This is a genomic window from Kluyvera huaxiensis (assembly GCF_040149365.1).
In the GTDB taxonomy this organism is placed as follows: domain Bacteria; phylum Pseudomonadota; class Gammaproteobacteria; order Enterobacterales; family Enterobacteriaceae; genus Kluyvera; species Kluyvera intermedia_A.
The window spans coordinates 121,741-137,974 of sequence record NZ_JBEFLV010000011.1; the positions used below are offsets into that span (position 1 = coordinate 121,741).

The following is a 16,234-nucleotide window of genomic DNA, read 5'->3' on the forward strand; positions in this document are numbered from 1 at the left end:
CTCATTTATTGTTTATTTATCGCGCAGGATGATGTAGTTCGCTAGCGCTTCCAGTGCTGTGGTATCCAGTGACTGCGCGGCCAGTTCGGTTAACGACTGGCGGGCATCTGCAATCAGGTCACTGGCTTTTGTCCGGGCTTGCTCAAGGCCCAGTAATGCAGGGTAGGTGCTTTTGCCGAGTTGCTGGTCGGCACCCTGGCGCTTTCCGAGGGTCGCAGTATCGCCTACCACATCCAGAATGTCATCCTGAACCTGGAAGGCCAGGCCGATGCTTTCGGCATACTTATCCAGCAATGGCAGCGCATTACGGCCCTGTTCACCGGCGCTCAGCGCGCCCAGACGAACGGCGGCACGGATCAGCGCGCCGGTTTTATGGCGGTGAATGCGCTCCAGCATTTCCAGATTAACCTGTTGCCCTTCGGCTTCCAGATCCAGCGCTTGACCGCCGCACATTCCCGCAACGCCACTGGCGGTGGCCAGCTCTGACAGCATCGCCAGGCGATCGCGGTCGGAGACTTCGGTCATCGGTGCATCACTGAGTATAGAAAACGCCAGCGTTTGCAGCGCGTCACCGGCCAAAATTGCGCTCGCCTCGCCAAATTTGATGTGGCAGGTCGGCTGACCGCGGCGCAGATCGTCATCGTCCATTGCCGGCAGATCGTCATGCATCAGCGAATAGGCGTGAATACACTCAACGGCGGCGGCTGGGGCATCCAGCGTCGCGGTACTGACGCCGAACATTTTCCCGGTGGCGTACACCAGGAATGGACGCAGGCGTTTACCGCCTAATAGTGCGCCATACTGCATGGCGTTAACCAGTGGAGTGTTCTGAAACGGCAGCGGAGCGATAAAACGGCGCAGCGCGTCGTTTGCCTGTTCTACGCAGGCATTGAGCTGTTGCGAGAAATCCATTTTATTCGGCGTCCGGGGTGAAAGGCGTTAAAGGTGCATCTTCGTTATCGGCCAGCAGGATCTGCACGCGCTGTTCTGCTTGCTGCAGCTTTGTCTGCCCCTGACGCGCCAGCTGCACGCCACGTTCAAATTCGTTGAGCGCTTCTTCCAGCGGCAGGGAGCCGCTCTCAAGGCGGTTAACAATCTGCTCCAGCTCGGTTAATGCGGTTTCAAAACTGGCCGGGGCTTCATTTTTCTTTGGCATAGTGAATATTTGGCTCTTGTTATGTCGCGACTGCGTCTATGGTAACGGAGTCTGGGCGTGAAGCAAATAACACGCAATGGTAAGCGGGATGATGGTATACTTCGCGACCTGGACGCAGGCTCCCTCGGTAAGAATGGTGCACTGCGATACATCTTTTTGCCTAAAGCCCCGTCGGGCTTGCCAACGAACCATTGCCGCCATGAAGTTTATCATTAAATTGTTCCCGGAAATCACCATCAAAAGCCAAACTGTGCGTTTGCGCTTTATTAAAATTTTAACCGGGAATATTCGTAACGTTCTTAAAAATCACGATGAAACGCTCGCCGTCGTTCGCCACTGGGACCACATCGAAGTGCGTTCCAAAGATGAAGACAAACGAGAGATCCTCCGCGATGCTCTGACGCGTATCCCCGGCATTCACCATATTCTGGAAGTGGAAGACGTTCCGTTTACCTCTCTGCACAATATCTTTGAGCAGACGCTGCCGCTGTGGCGCGAAGCGCTGGAAGGCAAATCCTTCTGCGTGCGCGTTAAACGTCGCGGTAAGCATGAGTTCACTTCTATCGAAGTAGAACGTTACGTTGGCGGCGGTCTGAACCAGCACATCGAAACGGCGCGCGTGAAGCTGACCAACCCGGATGTAACGGTTAACCTCGAAATCGAAAACGATCGTCTGCTGCTGGTGAAAGGGCGTTATGAAGGCATCGGCGGTTTCCCTATCGGGACTCAGGAAGATGTACTGTCGCTGATCTCCGGCGGGTTCGACTCCGGCGTCTCCAGCTATATGCTGATGCGTCGTGGCTGCCGCGTGCACTACTGTTTCTTCAACCTTGGCGGCGCAGCGCATGAAATCGGCGTGCGTCAGGTCGCTCACTATCTGTGGAACCGCTTTGGCAGTTCTCACCGCGTACGCTTCGTGGCGATCAACTTCGAACCTGTGGTTGGCGAAATCCTCGAGAAAGTGGAAGACGGTCAGATGGGCGTGGTGCTTAAGCGCATGATGGTCCGCGCGGCATCCCAGGTGGCTGAGCGCTACGGCGTACAGGCACTGGTGACTGGCGAAGCGCTGGGCCAGGTGTCCAGCCAGACGCTGACCAACCTGCGTCTTATCGACAACGTCTCAGACACCCTGATTCTGCGTCCGCTGATTTCGCACGACAAAGAGCACATCATCGATCTGGCGCGTGAAATCGGCACCGAAGATTTTGCCCGTACCATGCCGGAATACTGCGGTGTTATCTCGAAAAGCCCAACCATCAAAGCGGTGAAGGCGAAGATCGAAGCCGAAGAAGCTAACTTTGATTTCAGCATTCTGGATAAAGTGGTTGCCGAAGCGAACAACGTCGACATTCGCGATATCGCCCAGCAGACCCAGCAGGAAGTGGTAGAAGTGGAAACCGTGAGCGGTTTCGCTGAAAACGACGTGATTCTGGACATCCGCTCGATAGACGAGCAGGACGACAAGCCGCTGAAAGTGGAAGGCGTGGAAGTGGCGTCACTGCCGTTCTACAAGCTGAGCACCAAGTTTGGCGATCTCGACCAGAGCAAAACCTATCTGCTGTGGTGTGAGCGCGGCGTGATGAGCCGTCTGCAGGCGCTGTATCTGCGTGAGCAGGGCTTTGCCAACGTCAAGGTTTACCGCCCGTAGGCGTGAATCTGCATAATAAAAAACCCGGCATTGCCGGGTTTTTTATTGCCTGCGAGCGCAAAACTACGCTTCGTAGTGGTTATAAATGCCCGCCGCCATCACCAGCTGCGTCGAAATTTCATAGGCTTTTTCACGCCCGACCAGCAGGTCGACAATCTTCAGCCCGAAATCGATAGCCGTTCCCGGCCCCTGGCTGGTGAGCAGGTTAACGCGCGGATCCCAGACCACGCGCTTATCCTGCCACTGGCCTTCTGGAATCTGATCTTTCAGCGCCGGGAAGCCGGTCATATTCCCGATAGGGAAGAGGTCGTGCGGGACCAGTACGGTAGCCGCGGCTGCGCAAATAGTGGCGACAATGCGTCCGGAGAGGTGAAACTGCCTCACCGTCTCGACCAGCAGCGGGCTGTCGCGGAAGCATTCCGCGCCCTTAATACCGCCCGGCAGGATGATGATATCAAAATCACCGTCCGCAACTTCAACCAGCGGGGCATCGGCCAGCAGCTTAACGCCGCGCGAACAGGTAATCGTCAAATTACCATCGCTTGCGACGCTGGCGGTAGTGACCTGAATTCCGCCACGCACTAACAAATCGATAGTGGTGACCGCTTCCATCTCTTCACTACCAGGAGCGAGGCAAATCAGTGCCGACGCGCTCATATTCACTCTCCTTACGTTTAACCAGTTCATACAGGTGGGTATTTTCCGGCACCGGAATGCCGTGCGCCCGCGCGCGTTTGAGCAGGAAACCGGTGATATAGTCGATTTCCGTATGCCGAAGTGCGCGGATGTCCTGCAGCATGGAAGAGATATTTTCCGCTGTCAGGTCAATCACCTGGTTAACATAAAATAACAGACTTTCCGGCGAGGTATGAAATCCTTCCCGCGTCATGGTCATGGCGACCTCTTCGCAGATGCGCGAAATTTGTTCCTGATGATCGCGTAAATCGCCGTTCTTACAGTCCATCAGCGCGGTGAGCGGGTTGATAACGCAATTAACGGCAAGCTTGCGCCACATGGCGGAATGAATGCTGTCGTGCCAGGCGACGTCCGGCAGCACCTCTTGCAGGGTTTCCGCAAGCTGGCTGTAGTCGCGGTCATAGCGTTTTCCAGGGCCGATGTGGGTTGTGCCGTTGGCAACATGAACAATCACGTTACCGTCGCGACGTGCGGCCTGAGTGGTTGCCCCGAGCAGAATCGGTTGCTGAAGGTCATTTAGTTCATTCAGCGTACCCATGCCGTTATGAATCAGCAGGATCGGCGTAGTCGCCGGGAGACGGGCCGCCAGGCTTCTGACCGCGTCGGAAACCTGCCAGGCTTTCAGCGTCACTAGCAGGAGATCGCTTTGCGCCAGAAAATCGGGATCGTTGGCGATAAGAGACTGATTAAAAATGGTGCCGTCCAGCTCTAACAAGTTCACGCTACAGTAGGGCTGAGGTACGCGTAACCAGCCTTGTACTTCAAATCCTTTTTTGTGGAGCGCCGTCATCCATAGCTGGCCTAGCGCGCCACATCCCAATACCGTAATTTTCAAACATCCTCCTGACCGTCTTCTTACCACACCAGATGTAGCGGGTATGTCATACTTCACGCTGGCTATCATTCCATAGTGTGAGTATAGCGCTATCAACTCTGCTGTCGGGGATAACAAGTTGAGTTATGCCGCGTTGCAGGTATTATGCAACGCAAACGAAACTATGGGAGGGGAAAAGATGCCATCTTTCGATATTGTCTCTGAAGTCGATCTTCAGGAAGCACGCAACGCGGTTGATAACGCGAGCCGTGAAGTAGAATCACGCTTTGACTTTCGTGGTGTTGAAGCCACTTTTGAATTAAACGAAGCGAATAAGACGATTAAGGTGCTGAGCGAATCTGACTTCCAGGTCAATCAGCTGCTGGATATCCTGCGCGCCAAGCTGCTCAAACGCGGCATTGAAGGGACGTCTCTGGACGTGCCGGAAGATTTCGTCCACAGCGGTAAAACCTGGTTTGTTGAAGCCAAGTTGAAGCAGGGGATTGAGAGCGCGGTTCAGAAGAAAATCGTTAAGCTGATTAAAGACAGCAAGCTGAAAGTCCAGACGCAGATTCAGGGTGAAGAACTTCGCGTAACCGGTAAGGCGCGCGACGATCTGCAGGCCGCGATGGCGCTGGTACGCGGTGGCGATCTCGGTCAGCCGTTCCAGTTTAAAAACTTCCGCGACTAATCGCCTAAGCACTGCCCGCAACTCAATGCGGGCAGTTCGCTTTATTGAGCGGCAATCGCCTGCTCAACCTCAAATCTATTGGTCACTTTACTGTCGATTTTGACGTAAGCCGAGTGCTCTTCTGCCACCACCAACACCTCTTTGACACCCTCGGTTGCCAGCAGGCGTTCACGCAGTGCATCGTCGGCGTGGATATCTTTTGGGATCTCAACGCGCAGGCTACTGACGTACTGCGGTTCCTGCATGGTCATCGACACCAGCAGCCACACGGTAGCTAACAATGCTCCGGCGAGAAACACCGTTTGCGAATCAAACAGACCATCAACCCAACCGCCCAGTGAGCCACCGATGGCTACGCCGAGGAACTGGCTGGTGGAGTAGATCCCCATCGCCGTCCCTTTATAACCTGCCGGGGACTCTTTGCTGATAAGCGAAGGCAGCAGCGCCTCCATCAGGTTGAAGGCGAGGAAGAAAATCTGCACGCCGATGACCAGTTCCCAGAAGGAATTACCGGAGCCCCACAGCACAATTTCAGCAATCAGCAGCAGGGAAATGCACAGCACGAAGACGCGCTTCATGCGGCGTTTCACTTCGGCGTAAATGATAAACGGCACCACCGAGATGAACGATATCAGCATCGTCACCAGGTAGATTTTCCAGTGCTCGGCGGCCGGGAAACCGGCGGCTTCGAGCTGGCCCGGCAGCGCGACGAAGGTCGACATCAGCAGAATATGCAGACACATAATGCCGAAGTTGAGTTTCAGCAGCCGTGGCTCCATCAGCACTTTGCTAAAGCAGCCCTTCACCATCCCGGATTCGCGGTTGAGGACGTGGTTTTTGCTGTCCGGCACCACCAGAATGGTTAGCAAAATGCCCAGCGTCGCCAGCCCAGCAATCATCCAGAACAGCGCATGCAGCCCCAGCTTATGGGTGATAATTGGGCCCAGCACCATGGCAATAGCAAAGGTGACGCCGAAGCTCACCCCGATAAACGCCATCGCCTTGGTACGGTTTTGCTCACGGGTTAAATCGGACAGCAGTGCCATGACCGCGGCGGCAATCGCCCCAGAACCCTGTAACGCGCGGCCAAGAATAATGCCCCAGATAGATTCGGACATCGCGGCAATCACGCTACCTAAAACGAATATCGCCAGCCCGCCGATAATTAAGGGTTTGCGGCCAATGCGGTCAGAGACCAGCCCGAAAGGAATCTGGAATACCGCCTGCGCCAGGCCGTAAATACCGATGGCCAGGCCAATCAGCGCTTCGCTGGCACCCTGTAATGCCATACCGTATGTGGTCAGAACCGGCAGAACCATAAACATGCCGAGCATACGCAAAGAAAATACGGTTCCTAAACCCCAGGTGGCGCGCAACTCACCGGGCGTCATTTTGTAATCGTTCATTCCCACCTCAAGATAAAAGCTGGGGGTAGTGTAGTGCGGGGAGAGGGCAGGGTAAACAGACGGTTAATTAACAAATATTACATTACTGAATCATTTGTGCGGAATAGAGACATAATCCAATAACCCGGTGGCGATGGTGCTACCGGGTTATTGGAACACTTATGCCGCAGTTGGCGCAATCTGGCGGATAGCGTCAATGATTTCCAGCGAGCGTAATGCATCTGCCGCGTCAATAATTGGCGCGGCGTCGCCGTTAATCACCTGCACAAAATGGTGCAATTGTAGAATAAACGGATCGATAGGCTCAACTTCGAGCGTTTCCTGCAACAGCGGTGCGTGCCAGCCGCTTCGTTCGCCGTAACGCCACCAGCGCATCTGCGGGATCGCCAGCGCCCCTTTGCTGCCGGAAATCAGGTAGCAATTCTCCGGCGTATGGGCGTAAATGGCGTTCTCCGCCGAGTTCATCTCCCAACTCCATGGGCTGACGCCGCAATCGCTCAGGACCGCGCTGCCTAATGCGCCGCAGGCAAAGCGCAGATTTACTACCGCGCTGTCTTCGTTGGCAAAACCGCGCGTGGCGCTGGAAGTCATCGCCTGCACTTCTTCAATCTCGCCGATCAGGTAGCGCAACAGGTCGATGTCGTGGACCAGATTGACCAGCAGCGGCCCAGCACCCGGCTCGCGTCGCCAGGCAATATCAAAGTAGTCATCGGGTTTTTGCAAAATCCAGTGCGCCGATACCGCCACAATCTTGCCCAGCTCACCGCTATCAATCAGCGCCTTGGCCGCCGCGGTTAGCGCGTTATGCCGTCGGTGATGGCCGACCAGTACCGGCACGCCGTGTTTTTTCGCCGCCAAAACCAGTTCCTGCGCGCGTTCCGGTGATTCGGCGACCGGTTTTTCTACCAGCACTGGAATCCCGCGTTCGATACAGGCGATGGCGCAGGGAACGTGTAGGGTGTTAGGCGTGGCGTTAATCACCCCCTGCGGTTGTTCGCGCTCCAGCATGGTGTCCACATCGGCATACCACGCGACGCCAAGCGATTTTGCCAGCGCTTCGGCCTGCGGCGATGGATCGGCAATAGCCGCAAGCTCCACCTGCGGGACTTGGGTAATAACGTCGATATGTTTCCGCCCAATGGCGCCTGCGCCGATAACTGCAAGACGAATCCGGCTCATGATGGGCTCCGAAGCGATGGGGATATCGCAGGTGTATTCTCGACCCGACCGGCGGCCCAGTAGCTTTTGGCGGCCAGACCGAGGACGGTTAACGCCGCCGGGATCCCCAGAATCAGGAATACCGATCTAAAGTCGAGCCCCATCGCCAGCATTTCGGCACCAGCAAAGGCGCTAAGAATCGCCCCGATACGGCCAACGCCGTGCATCCAGCTTGAGCCGGTTGCGCGCGCTTGGGTTGGATAGAAACGCGCGGAAAGGGCGTTCATTCCGGTATTGGCCCCGTTCAGACAGGCCCCGCTGATAAAGGCCAGCGAGCACAGTAGCGGGAAATTAACCCCCGCGTAGCCAATTGCCATGGTGAATAGTCCTCCGACGGTATAAATAATCCCCAGCGCCCGGTGGGGGTTGATTTTATCCATCAGCCAGCCGGCAAACAGCGAGCCGACGGTGCCGCCTGCTTGATATAGCGCGGTCATGACGGCGGCCTGGCTTACCGTTAGGCCAATCTCTTTCACCAGCGTCGGCAACCAGCTGCCGAGGATATAAACCAGAAACAGCCCCATAAAATAGATCAGCCACAGCATCAGCGAGCCGAACAGATAATCACGCGACAACACGATGCGCATCGCGCTGCTGTTAATTGGCTGCTGCGGCAGGATAAAGCTGACGTTTTCGCTCACCTGATCGGGGTAAAAACGCTGCAAAATGGCATGAATACGCGCAGCTGGAGCCTGTTTGATCACCAGAAAACGCGCCGACTCCGGCAGTTTCCAGATAAGGAGAGGTGCAAACAGCAGCGGCAGGATCCCGCCCAGCGCCATCAGCGAATGCCAGCCGAACTGAGGAATCAGCCATGAGGCAGCGAACCCGCCAATGGCGGCACCGAAGGTAAAGCCGCAGAAGATCACGGTGATAATAAACGAGCGCTGGCGTTCCGGCGCGTACTCCGACACTAGCGTGCTCATGTTCGGCATCGCGGCGCCCAGCCCCAGCCCGGTCATAAAGCGGAAGAAAATCATCTGCTCAATGTTTTGCGAAAAGGCGGTCGCAATGGTCCAGAAGCCAAAGAAAAAGACGCTGTTAATGATGATTTTTTTGCGCCCCAGCCAGTCGGCGAGCGGCCCGGAAAAGAGCGCGCCGAGGGCGAGGCCAATCAGCGCCGTGCTGATCACAAAGCCAAGTTCATGGTTGCTGACGCCCCATTCCTGCTTCAGCGTGGGGGCGATAAAACCCATGATGGCGATATCGAAGCCGTCCAGTGCAATCACGCAGAAACCCAGGAAAATCACCAGTTTCTGGTAACGGCTGAGTGGGTTGGTGTTAATGAGTTCTCTGACATCCAGGCGTTGAGTCTGTGACATAGCGAGCTCCTGTTTACAGGAAAGATTGTGCAGCGTTGAACAGCAGCTGGGCGCGTTGTTGAGCAGGCAGCGCTCCTTGAGCACCGGCCAGCGGCACTTCCAGAGAGACCGGCAGCGTTGGCGGCAGCGCCGCCATCAGACCGTGCAGATCCAGCCCACCTTCCCCCGGCACTTTACGTGCGCTGCGGGCTTGATAGATAAGCTCCTGCGTATCTGTAGGGATGAGCGCCGGAGCGTCGCACAGCTGCATATAGTTGAGCTGCTGCGGCGCAAGTGTGGCCAGAGTGTCGAGCGATTCGCCCGCGCGCCAGAAGTGGATAGCATCCACCAGAATGCCGACGTTGTTCTGCCCGCTGGCGGCAATCAGTGCCTGGGCATCCGCAAGAGTGCGCATTTGGGTCCAGGGCATCGGCTCAAGATTCATGGTCAGGCCGTAGGCTTCTCCCGCCTGCGCCAGACGGGCAAGGTTGTCCGCGCTACGTCGTATCTCGCCATCATTTCCGGCCACCAGCACCTGCTGGGCTTCCAGCCGGGCGGCGGTTTCAAGGAATGGCTGTAGCGCATCAAGGCTGAAATCCGGCGTCAGGCGCACGATCTCAACGTCGGAGACGCGAATGCCGGTATCGCGCAGGGCGGCGAGCGTTTCGCGCACCGTCGGCGTATCGCCGAGCATGTCATAATTCGGATCGTCCGGGGTGGCGGGTAGCAGTCGAAGGCCGACGTGGCTGTAGCCGGTGAGGGCAGCGATGCGCACCTGCTCGGGCGGTGGCACGTCGAGCATCGTGAGTGCGGCAAGGGACAGAGAACGCATATTCATAAAGACTCCAGTACAGTTGCAGGTAAGGTTTTTTGTTATGTGTGGTGCCTTCCGTTGGCAAAAATGCGTAGGTGTTTGTTTAGTTTTTTAGCGTTGCGGACAGGTTTTTCCCCACCAGATAACCAAAGGTCATGGCAGGGCCCAACGTGATGCCGCCGCTGGGGTAGTACCCCTGCATCACGCTCGACATATCGTTACCCACGGCAAAGAGGCCGGGAATGGGCCGTTGTTCGGCATTCAGCACCCGCGCCTGTTCATCGGTTTTCAGGCCGCTAAAGGAGCCGAGCGAACCGGGAAGAATGCGCACGGCGTAGTACGGCGCATGTTCCAGCACGCCCAGCGTTGGGTTGGGCTGGTGGCGGGCGTCGCCCTGTGCGCAGTTGTAGGCTGAGGCCCCGCGCTGGAAATCATCATCGCGTCCCTGATGGGCGAAGCCGTTAAAGCGCGCCACGGTTGCGCCAAGTGCAGTGCGGTCAATGCCACACTTTTCCGCCAGCGCATCGAGCGTCGGCGCACTTTGCAGATAGCCGGTACGCAGCCAGGCTTCCACCGGGAACGGCGTCGGGCGCGCGTGCCCCAGGCCGTAGCGATGCAGCGCGCGGCTGTCGGCGATAAGCCAGGCCTGCGGCTGTTCACCATCAGGCGTGGCGTCAATCAGCGCCGCGATAAAGTCGTGGTAGGAGTCGGCTTCGTTGACGAAGCGCCTGCCGTTTGGGCGTACGGCGAGAAAGCCCGGCTTGGCGCGCTCCACCAGATGAGGAAACGCCAGCTGTAGCCCGCTGGCGGACAGCACGCGCGACACGGGCGCCCAGGCCATGGCGTTTTTCAACGATGTATCGAACTGCCCGCCGACGGTTTCACCCAGCCGAATGCCATCACCCTGATTACCCGGCGGAGCAGCAGAAAAGTGGCCATAGCCCTGACGCGCGTGAGCCACGTTCTCCGCCAGACGCTGTTTGTCGTGCGGGAAACCGCCGCAGGCCAGCACAACCGCGCGGGCGTTGACCTGAATATCGCCCTCATCGCCAGCGAGGATCGCGCCGGTCACGCCATTTTCGTCTTCAAGTAGCCGAGAGACCGGGGCGTTGAGCTGAAAACGGACATCGGCGTCTAGCGCAGAACGCAGCAGGCGTGCCATCAGCGCATTGCCGTTAACCAGATGACGGCCGCGCCCATAGCGCAGGCGCTGCCAGCCGTGGCGCATCAGGCGGCGGGCAGCATACAGCGCTGAACGCGGTGAGCGGGTGGCGTTAAAGAAGTGGGCCATATCTGCGCCCCCCGCAATTCCCATTCCCGCCAGACTAATGGTTTCCAGCGGCGGCCGCAGGCGGTGCAGCCAATCGCCCAACCCACTGGCGTCATAGGGTTGAGCCGTGACGGAGCGCCCGCCGGTGGCAAAACCGTGGCTGTTGTGGAAATCCGGCATTTTACTGCCGGAGAGGAACTGTACCGCCGTGTTCTGGCGGAAGAACTCCACCATCTCCGGGCCGTAACGTAAAAAGGTGCGCAGGCGTGCGTCGGCGGCCAGACCGCCCATTTCCGCCTGCAAATAGGCCAGCGGTGCGGCGTCGTCTTCAATAATCCCTTCCTCGCGGGCAAGGGGGGTTTGCGGGATCCACAGCCAGCCGCCGGACCAGGCGCTGGTACCGCCGATAACCGACTCTTTCTCCGCCACCAGCACGCGTGCACCGTGCAGTGCGGCAGTGACGGCGGTCGCCAGCCCCGCAGCGCCGGAGCCAACCACCAGCAGATCCACCTCAACATGCCTGCTCATCGTCAAACTCCTTATTGCAGCGGCGAGAAGTCGGTCGGACGCATCAGCACCGATTCCAGACGTTCAACCGCTGCCAGCTCGCGGTTTTTGCGCGAGAAGGTCAGCCAGCGCTCGTCCTGCGCCATACGACCACGGCGAACCAGACGGTCATCAAGGCTTTCATACGCCCAGATGTGCACCACCTGATTGACCACGCCAATCTCGGTAAAGAAGAAGCCAATCAGCTTGCCCAGGTGCTCGGTTTGCACCGCGTAAGCATCGCTCTTGTACAGCGCCAGCCAGTCGGCCATTTTCAGTGGATTGATGGTGTAGGTACGTTTTTCGTAAATCATGCTGTTTCTCCGAAAGTGAGTGGGGATTGTTGAGCCATGTGAACGGCGGCCAGGTAGCCAAAGGTCAGCGCCGGGCCGAGGGTGATACCGGGGCCGGGATAGGTGCCCGCCATCATCGAGTCCATATCGTTGCCGACGGCGTACAGCCCGCCGATCGGTACGCCCTGCTGATTCACCACCTGAGCGTCGGCGGTGGTGACCAGCCCGCGGGAAGTGCCTAAATCGCCGGTGAAAATTTTGATAGCGTAAAACGGGGCATTGACCAGCGGGGCGTTGCAGGCATTAGGCTGGTGGGCGGCATCACCCATCGCGCGGTTGTAGCTGTTGCCGCCTTTATTGAATTGCGTATCGTGGCCGTTTTGTGCGTCCCGGTTGTAGCGTGCGACGGTCTGCTCGAGCGACTGCGGATCAACGCCTAGCTGCCGGGCGAGTTCGCCCAGGCTCTGTGCCTTATACAAATAGCCCGCGCTCACCAGCGCATCGTTGTTGACCGGCGCCGGACGTGCCAGACCCAGGCCATAGCTTTTCATCGCCTGCGCATCGCAGAGTAAAAAACAGGGGGCATTTTCTGCCTGCTGCTGCATAGCGCTGACAAAGTGGTGATAAGAGTTTGACTCGTTGACGAAGCGTACGCCGCGCTGATTGACTGCGATGACGCCCGGTTTGGCGCGGTCGGTGACCAGATGCGGGAAACGCTCTTCGCTGCCGTCCGGGTGGCGCAGCACGGAAACGGGCGCCCAGAAAAAGTTGGAGGGCAGGTTAGCGCCCTGTTTGGCATCCACGCTTAGACCGAGCTGGAACGCCGCGCCGTCGTTGGTTGCGGGTGACATGGTGTAATGCTGCTGGGTTGCCGGGCGGAACTGCGGGGCGATGCGCCCAGCGGCGAAACCGCCCGCCGCCAGCACTACGCCGTGGCGAGCGTGCAGTGTGGCAGACTCGCCGTTTTGCTCAATTTCAACGCCGGTCACTCGGCCGTTTTGTTCGATGAGCGATTTCACCGTGGCGTTGAGCCGTAAATCCAGTCCTTTGCGCAGCGCCAGCGTAGCCATGCGGGCAATTAGTGCATTGCCCATCGCCAGCCGGGTACCACGATGATGGCGAAGGCGGTCACGACCGTAGCGTAGCAGCAGTTTGCCGCAGTGGCGGAAAGAGGCCCATGAGCGACGCATGTCGAGGAAATGTTGAATATCGACGCGGTTAACCATCATGCCGCCAAACAGCAGCATGCCCGGCGGCGGGGAGCGCAGAGTCTGGAAATGCTCGCCCAGCTCGCGGCCGTCGTACTCGACAACCTCCAGCGCGCGGCCAACATCCACCGCGCCGGGTTCATCCGGGTAATAGTCCGGCGACAGCGGGCGCAGGCTGTACTTCACCGCACCTTCTTGCTCCAGAAACGCTAGCGCTTCGCGCCCGGCGTTAACAAACGCATCGACCATCTCCGGACGATAGTTGGTGTCGCCAATGATGGTGCGCAGGTAGGTTTTCACCGCTTCTGGTGAGCCGCTTTTACCCAACTGACGCGCCTGGTCGGTATCGTTTATCCACACCGCGCCGCCAGAAATCGCCGAAGTGCCACCAAAGTGCGGGGCTTTTTCCAGCATCAATACCGATAACCCTTTGCAGCAGGCGGTGACGGCGGCGGCAAAACCTGCGGCCCCGCTGCCGATGACGATGACATCCCAGCTTTTCATGCGGTAGCCTCTTGCGGTTGTGGGAGAGCGCCAATGAATTCACCCATCAGATGCATTTGTGCCAGCGCCATTTCGGGGCCGGTCTGGGTACGGCATCCGCGTTCGCGGGCAAAAGCCAGCAGCGGCGTGATCACCGGTGCGGTGACGACGTCGGCGACGTGGGTTTTTGTTGTAAGCGTTGCCAGCAGATCCGGCGTCAACGGTAGTGAGTCAAAGCCAGCCATACCCGCCGGGGAGCCATTGACCAGCAGATCGAACTCAGCCAGTGAGGTGGGCAACGTCGTCAAATGCACGTTGGGAAAGTGGGTCGCCAGACGGTTTTCCAGGCGCTGGCGGCTGGCGTCGTCGCGGTCGTACAGCGCCAGGGTGTGAATACCGGCTTCGCATAGACCCCAGGCGATGGCGCTCCCGACGCCGCCGCAGCCGGAGAGTAGGGCGCGTTTGCCAGCAGCTTCGAAACCGTGCGCCTGCGCCGCGCGCTGGAACCCGACGCCATCCAGCATGTCGCCCTCTAAGCGCCCGTCAGGCAGTTTGCGCACGCAGTTCACCGCGTTCAGGTGGCGAGCGCGCGGCGTCAGGGCGTCGAGTAGCCCAGCAACCCGCTGTTTATGCGGAACGGTAACTAAAATACCGCTCATGTTGTGCCAGCCGCGCAGGGTGTTCAGGTAGTCGGCGACCGACTCTGGGGCGATATCCACCGGGATCATCACCTTGTCCATGCTCTGATCGGCGAAGTAGTGGTTAAAGTTTTCCGGTGATTTCACCTGAGTAATAGGGTGCCCGATAACGGCGACGACCTGAGTAAATCCGCTGACCATTTCTCACCTCAATTGTTAACTAACTGTTGCTTGAGTATTTCAATGGAAGCGGTGAGCGACAACGCAGAATTCGGACAGGTTGGTTGTTAATCGCACCGGCAGTGCGATAATCGCAGTAATCGACCTTTCATGTTGCAAAAGTGTGAACAACTATGCAAAACGAGATTCATCAGCGCGATCTGATCGTCGGGCTGCAAAAGGGGCTGGCGCTGATCCAGCTTTTCTCGAAGGCGAATCCCCGCTTAACGGTGCCGCAGGCGGCCAAAATGAGCGGGTTGACGCAGAGCGCCGCCCGCCGTTTTTTCCTCACGTTGGTACACGACGGGTATCTGGATACCGATGGGCGCTACTACTGGCTGACGGCAAAAAATTTGCGTCTGGGGCAGGCCTACGTTGATTCCGCGCAGTTCCCACGAATGGTGCGCCCGATAGTCGAGTACGTCGCCAGCCGGGCCGAAGAGCATGCGTCCGTTGGGGTGATTGATGATAACGAACTGGTCTATATCGCCCGCAGCAAGCACACGCCGTTCAACTCGACCTCGGTGCGTCTGGGTGAGCGGGTACCGATACACTGTACTGCCGGAGGGCGGCTGTGGCTGGCATCACTGCCGGAGTCGGAGTGCGAAGCGGTGCTGCAGCAAGTCACACGCGAGCAGAGAACGCCGTACACGGTGACCGATATTGCCACCTTGATGGAACGGATTGCCCAGGTTCGCCGACAGGGATATGCCACCATCGAACAGGAGTTTGAAATTGGCATGCTGGTGGTGGCGGTGCCGCTGGCAGACAGGGAAGGGCTGTACTGGGGGGCGCTGAGCCTGACCAGCCATCAGTCGCGGACTTCGCTGGAGGCAATGTGCCGCAATCATCTGGACCTGCTCTACAGTGCCCAGGCGATGCTGGTGAGTTAACGCAGGCAATAAAAAACCCGCCGGAGCGGGTTTTATTCACATCGGACAGACCTTACCAGACGTAAGTCAGCAGGTTCTGCGAGTTCGGCACCATAAAGTCGATGGACATCATTACGCTGAGTGCGGTAATGGCGACGATAGAGAAACCGAACAGCTTACGCGCCCAGACCTTATCATCTTCCACTTTGTAACCGCGCAGCGCCATGCCCAACCACCAGACGCTGACCGCCGCCGCAACAATCAGGTATTTATAACCTGCATAGCCGCCCAGAGTCAGCATCAGCGTGGCGACAGCAAAGGCCACGATGTACAACGTGATGTGGTTTTTCGCCACGGAGATGCCTTTCACCACCGGCAGTACCGGGATGTTCGCTGCCTGATAATCCTTGAAGCGGAAAATCGCGATAGCGTAGGAGTGAGGCATCTGCCACAGGCTGAAAATCGCCAGCAGAATCAATGCACCGCTGTCGAAATCGCCCGTTACGGCGCAGTAGCCAATCACCGGCGGCGCAGCGCCGGAGAGTGAGCCAATCAGCGTGCCGTAAACGGAGTGGCGCTTCATGTACAGGCTGTAAACGCCGACATAAACCACAAACCCCATCACCCCAAGCCAGCAGGCGAGGGGATTGGCGCCGAACCACAGCAGCATGAAGCCAGCGAGACCCAGCAAGGTGGCGTAGACCAGCGACGTTTTTGGCGCAATCAGTCCCTTAACCAGCACTCGGTTCTTCGTACGTTCCATCTTACGGTCGATGTCACGATCGATGTAGTTGTTGAAAACACAACCCGAGGCGACCACCAGAGACACACCAAGGAGCGTCCAGACGAACAGCGGGTAATCGATGTGGCCTTTGGAGGCCAGCAGGAAACCGCCGATCACGGAGATCAGGTTGCCAAAAATGATGCCAGGCTTCGTTACTTGCAGGTATCGCTTAAACAT

16 protein-coding genes are annotated in these 16,234 nt (G+C 57.8%); 3 read left to right on the plus strand and 13 right to left on the minus strand.

The window, feature by feature from the left end:
• Positions 1 to 12 precede the first annotated feature (12 nt).
• Both ispA and xseB read right to left on the minus strand, forming a co-directional pair.
• Positions 13 to 912 (minus strand): (2E,6E)-farnesyl diphosphate synthase, encoded by a 900-nt coding sequence (gene ispA, locus ABOC97_RS13315; protein WP_349598360.1) that lies wholly within the window; start codon positions 910 to 912, stop codon positions 13 to 15.
• A 1-nt stretch (position 913) separates the two neighbouring features.
• Positions 914 to 1,156, minus strand: a complete 243-nt coding sequence (gene xseB, locus ABOC97_RS13320) for an exodeoxyribonuclease VII small subunit (protein WP_052283880.1) — start codon at positions 1,154 to 1,156, stop codon at positions 914 to 916.
• A gap of 199 nt (positions 1,157 to 1,355) precedes the next feature.
• Between xseB and thiI the strand changes: the two genes are divergently transcribed.
• Positions 1,356 to 2,804: a tRNA uracil 4-sulfurtransferase ThiI gene (thiI, locus tag ABOC97_RS13325; RefSeq protein ID WP_234506950.1), complete on the plus strand. Its 1,449-nt coding sequence runs from the start codon at positions 1,356 to 1,358 to the stop codon at positions 2,802 to 2,804.
• Between the two features lie 63 nt (positions 2,805 to 2,867).
• Here thiI and yajL read toward each other — a convergent pair whose 3' ends face one another.
• Together yajL and panE are read right to left on the minus strand one after the other, a co-directional pair.
• Positions 2,868 to 3,461, minus strand: a complete 594-nt coding sequence (yajL, locus tag ABOC97_RS13330) for a protein deglycase YajL (RefSeq protein ID WP_349598364.1) — start codon at positions 3,459 to 3,461, stop codon at positions 2,868 to 2,870.
• Complete coding sequence (panE, locus tag ABOC97_RS13335) at positions 3,424 to 4,335, minus strand: 2-dehydropantoate 2-reductase (RefSeq protein WP_349598367.1); 912 nt, start codon at positions 4,333 to 4,335, stop codon at positions 3,424 to 3,426. Before panE ends, yajL begins: the two co-directional genes overlap by 38 nt.
• 178 nt (positions 4,336 to 4,513) lie before the next feature.
• Between panE and ABOC97_RS13340 the strand changes: the two genes are divergently transcribed.
• A complete protein-coding gene (locus ABOC97_RS13340) occupies positions 4,514 to 5,005 on the plus strand; it encodes a YajQ family cyclic di-GMP-binding protein (protein WP_052283876.1) in 492 nt (163 codons plus the stop codon).
• A 41-nt stretch (positions 5,006 to 5,046) separates the two neighbouring features.
• Here ABOC97_RS13340 and ABOC97_RS13345 read toward each other — a convergent pair whose 3' ends face one another.
• The 8 genes from ABOC97_RS13345 to ABOC97_RS13380 all read right to left on the minus strand — a co-directional run bounded on the left by ABOC97_RS13345 (position 5,047) and on the right by ABOC97_RS13380 (position 14,383).
• Positions 5,047 to 6,411 (minus strand): MFS transporter, encoded by a 1,365-nt coding sequence (locus ABOC97_RS13345; RefSeq protein WP_349598370.1) that lies wholly within the window; start codon positions 6,409 to 6,411, stop codon positions 5,047 to 5,049.
• Between the two features lie 159 nt (positions 6,412 to 6,570).
• Positions 6,571 to 7,590, minus strand: a complete 1,020-nt coding sequence (locus ABOC97_RS13350) for a Gfo/Idh/MocA family protein (RefSeq protein WP_349598372.1) — start codon at positions 7,588 to 7,590, stop codon at positions 6,571 to 6,573.
• On the minus strand, positions 7,587 to 8,951 hold the full coding sequence (locus tag ABOC97_RS13355; protein ID WP_349598374.1) for an MFS transporter: 1,365 nt from the start codon (positions 8,949 to 8,951) through the stop codon (positions 7,587 to 7,589). The genes ABOC97_RS13350 and ABOC97_RS13355 overlap by 4 nt, the downstream gene beginning before the upstream one ends.
• Before the next feature lie 13 nt (positions 8,952 to 8,964).
• Positions 8,965 to 9,768: a sugar phosphate isomerase/epimerase family protein gene (locus tag ABOC97_RS13360; protein ID WP_349598377.1), complete on the minus strand. Its 804-nt coding sequence runs from the start codon at positions 9,766 to 9,768 to the stop codon at positions 8,965 to 8,967.
• Between the two features lie 79 nt (positions 9,769 to 9,847).
• Positions 9,848 to 11,542, minus strand: a complete 1,695-nt coding sequence (locus ABOC97_RS13365; RefSeq protein WP_349598379.1) for an FAD-dependent oxidoreductase — start codon at positions 11,540 to 11,542, stop codon at positions 9,848 to 9,850.
• 11 nt (positions 11,543 to 11,553) lie between these two features.
• Positions 11,554 to 11,874 (minus strand): NIPSNAP family protein, encoded by a 321-nt coding sequence (locus ABOC97_RS13370; RefSeq protein ID WP_015965584.1) that lies wholly within the window; start codon positions 11,872 to 11,874, stop codon positions 11,554 to 11,556.
• Positions 11,871 to 13,565: an FAD-dependent oxidoreductase gene (locus ABOC97_RS13375; protein ID WP_349598382.1), complete on the minus strand. Its 1,695-nt coding sequence runs from the start codon at positions 13,563 to 13,565 to the stop codon at positions 11,871 to 11,873. The genes ABOC97_RS13370 and ABOC97_RS13375 overlap by 4 nt, the downstream gene beginning before the upstream one ends.
• The gene (locus ABOC97_RS13380; RefSeq protein WP_349598384.1) at positions 13,562 to 14,383 is read right to left on the minus strand and encodes a shikimate dehydrogenase family protein; all 822 of its coding nucleotides are present in this window, start codon (positions 14,381 to 14,383) and stop codon (positions 13,562 to 13,564) included. The genes ABOC97_RS13375 and ABOC97_RS13380 overlap by 4 nt, the downstream gene beginning before the upstream one ends.
• A 152-nt stretch (positions 14,384 to 14,535) precedes the next feature.
• Between ABOC97_RS13380 and ABOC97_RS13385 the strand changes: the two genes are divergently transcribed.
• On the plus strand, positions 14,536 to 15,294 hold the full coding sequence (locus tag ABOC97_RS13385) for an IclR family transcriptional regulator domain-containing protein (RefSeq protein ID WP_349598387.1): 759 nt from the start codon (positions 14,536 to 14,538) through the stop codon (positions 15,292 to 15,294).
• A gap of 52 nt (positions 15,295 to 15,346) precedes the next feature.
• Here the strand turns inward: ABOC97_RS13385 and cyoE are convergent, their stop codons facing one another.
• Positions 15,347 to 16,234 carry a heme o synthase gene (gene cyoE, locus ABOC97_RS13390; protein ID WP_349598390.1) on the minus strand — a complete coding sequence of 296 codons (888 nt, stop codon included), beginning with the start codon at positions 16,232 to 16,234 and terminating at the stop codon, positions 15,347 to 15,349.

Excerpts from the sequence above, each read along its gene's own strand:
- ABOC97_RS13385 (WP_349598387.1), top strand. The coding sequence starts at position 14,536 with ATGCAAAACGAGATTCATCAGCGCGATCTGATCGTCGGGCTGCAAAAG.
- cyoE (WP_349598390.1), bottom strand. The coding sequence starts at position 16,234 with ATGTTTAAGCGATACCTGCAAGTAACGAAGCCTGGCATCATTTTTGGC.
- ABOC97_RS13355 (WP_349598374.1), bottom strand. The coding sequence starts at position 8,951 with ATGTCACAGACTCAACGCCTGGATGTCAGAGAACTCATTAACACCAAC.
- ispA (WP_349598360.1), bottom strand. The coding sequence starts at position 912 with ATGGATTTCTCGCAACAGCTCAATGCCTGCGTAGAACAGGCAAACGAC.
- ABOC97_RS13345 (WP_349598370.1), bottom strand. The coding sequence starts at position 6,411 with ATGAACGATTACAAAATGACGCCCGGTGAGTTGCGCGCCACCTGGGGT.
- xseB (WP_052283880.1), bottom strand. The coding sequence starts at position 1,156 with ATGCCAAAGAAAAATGAAGCCCCGGCCAGTTTTGAAACCGCATTAACC.
- ABOC97_RS13340 (WP_052283876.1), top strand. The coding sequence starts at position 4,514 with ATGCCATCTTTCGATATTGTCTCTGAAGTCGATCTTCAGGAAGCACGC.
- ABOC97_RS13375 (WP_349598382.1), bottom strand. The coding sequence starts at position 13,565 with ATGAAAAGCTGGGATGTCATCGTCATCGGCAGCGGGGCCGCAGGTTTT.
- ABOC97_RS13380 (WP_349598384.1), bottom strand. The coding sequence starts at position 14,383 with ATGGTCAGCGGATTTACTCAGGTCGTCGCCGTTATCGGGCACCCTATT.
- thiI (WP_234506950.1), top strand. The coding sequence starts at position 1,356 with ATGAAGTTTATCATTAAATTGTTCCCGGAAATCACCATCAAAAGCCAA.
- ABOC97_RS13365 (WP_349598379.1), bottom strand. The coding sequence starts at position 11,542 with ATGAGCAGGCATGTTGAGGTGGATCTGCTGGTGGTTGGCTCCGGCGCT.
- ABOC97_RS13370 (WP_015965584.1), bottom strand. The coding sequence starts at position 11,874 with ATGATTTACGAAAAACGTACCTACACCATCAATCCACTGAAAATGGCC.
- ABOC97_RS13360 (WP_349598377.1), bottom strand. The coding sequence starts at position 9,768 with ATGAATATGCGTTCTCTGTCCCTTGCCGCACTCACGATGCTCGACGTG.
- ABOC97_RS13350 (WP_349598372.1), bottom strand. The coding sequence starts at position 7,590 with ATGAGCCGGATTCGTCTTGCAGTTATCGGCGCAGGCGCCATTGGGCGG.
- yajL (WP_349598364.1), bottom strand. The coding sequence starts at position 3,461 with ATGAGCGCGTCGGCACTGATTTGCCTCGCTCCTGGTAGTGAAGAGATG.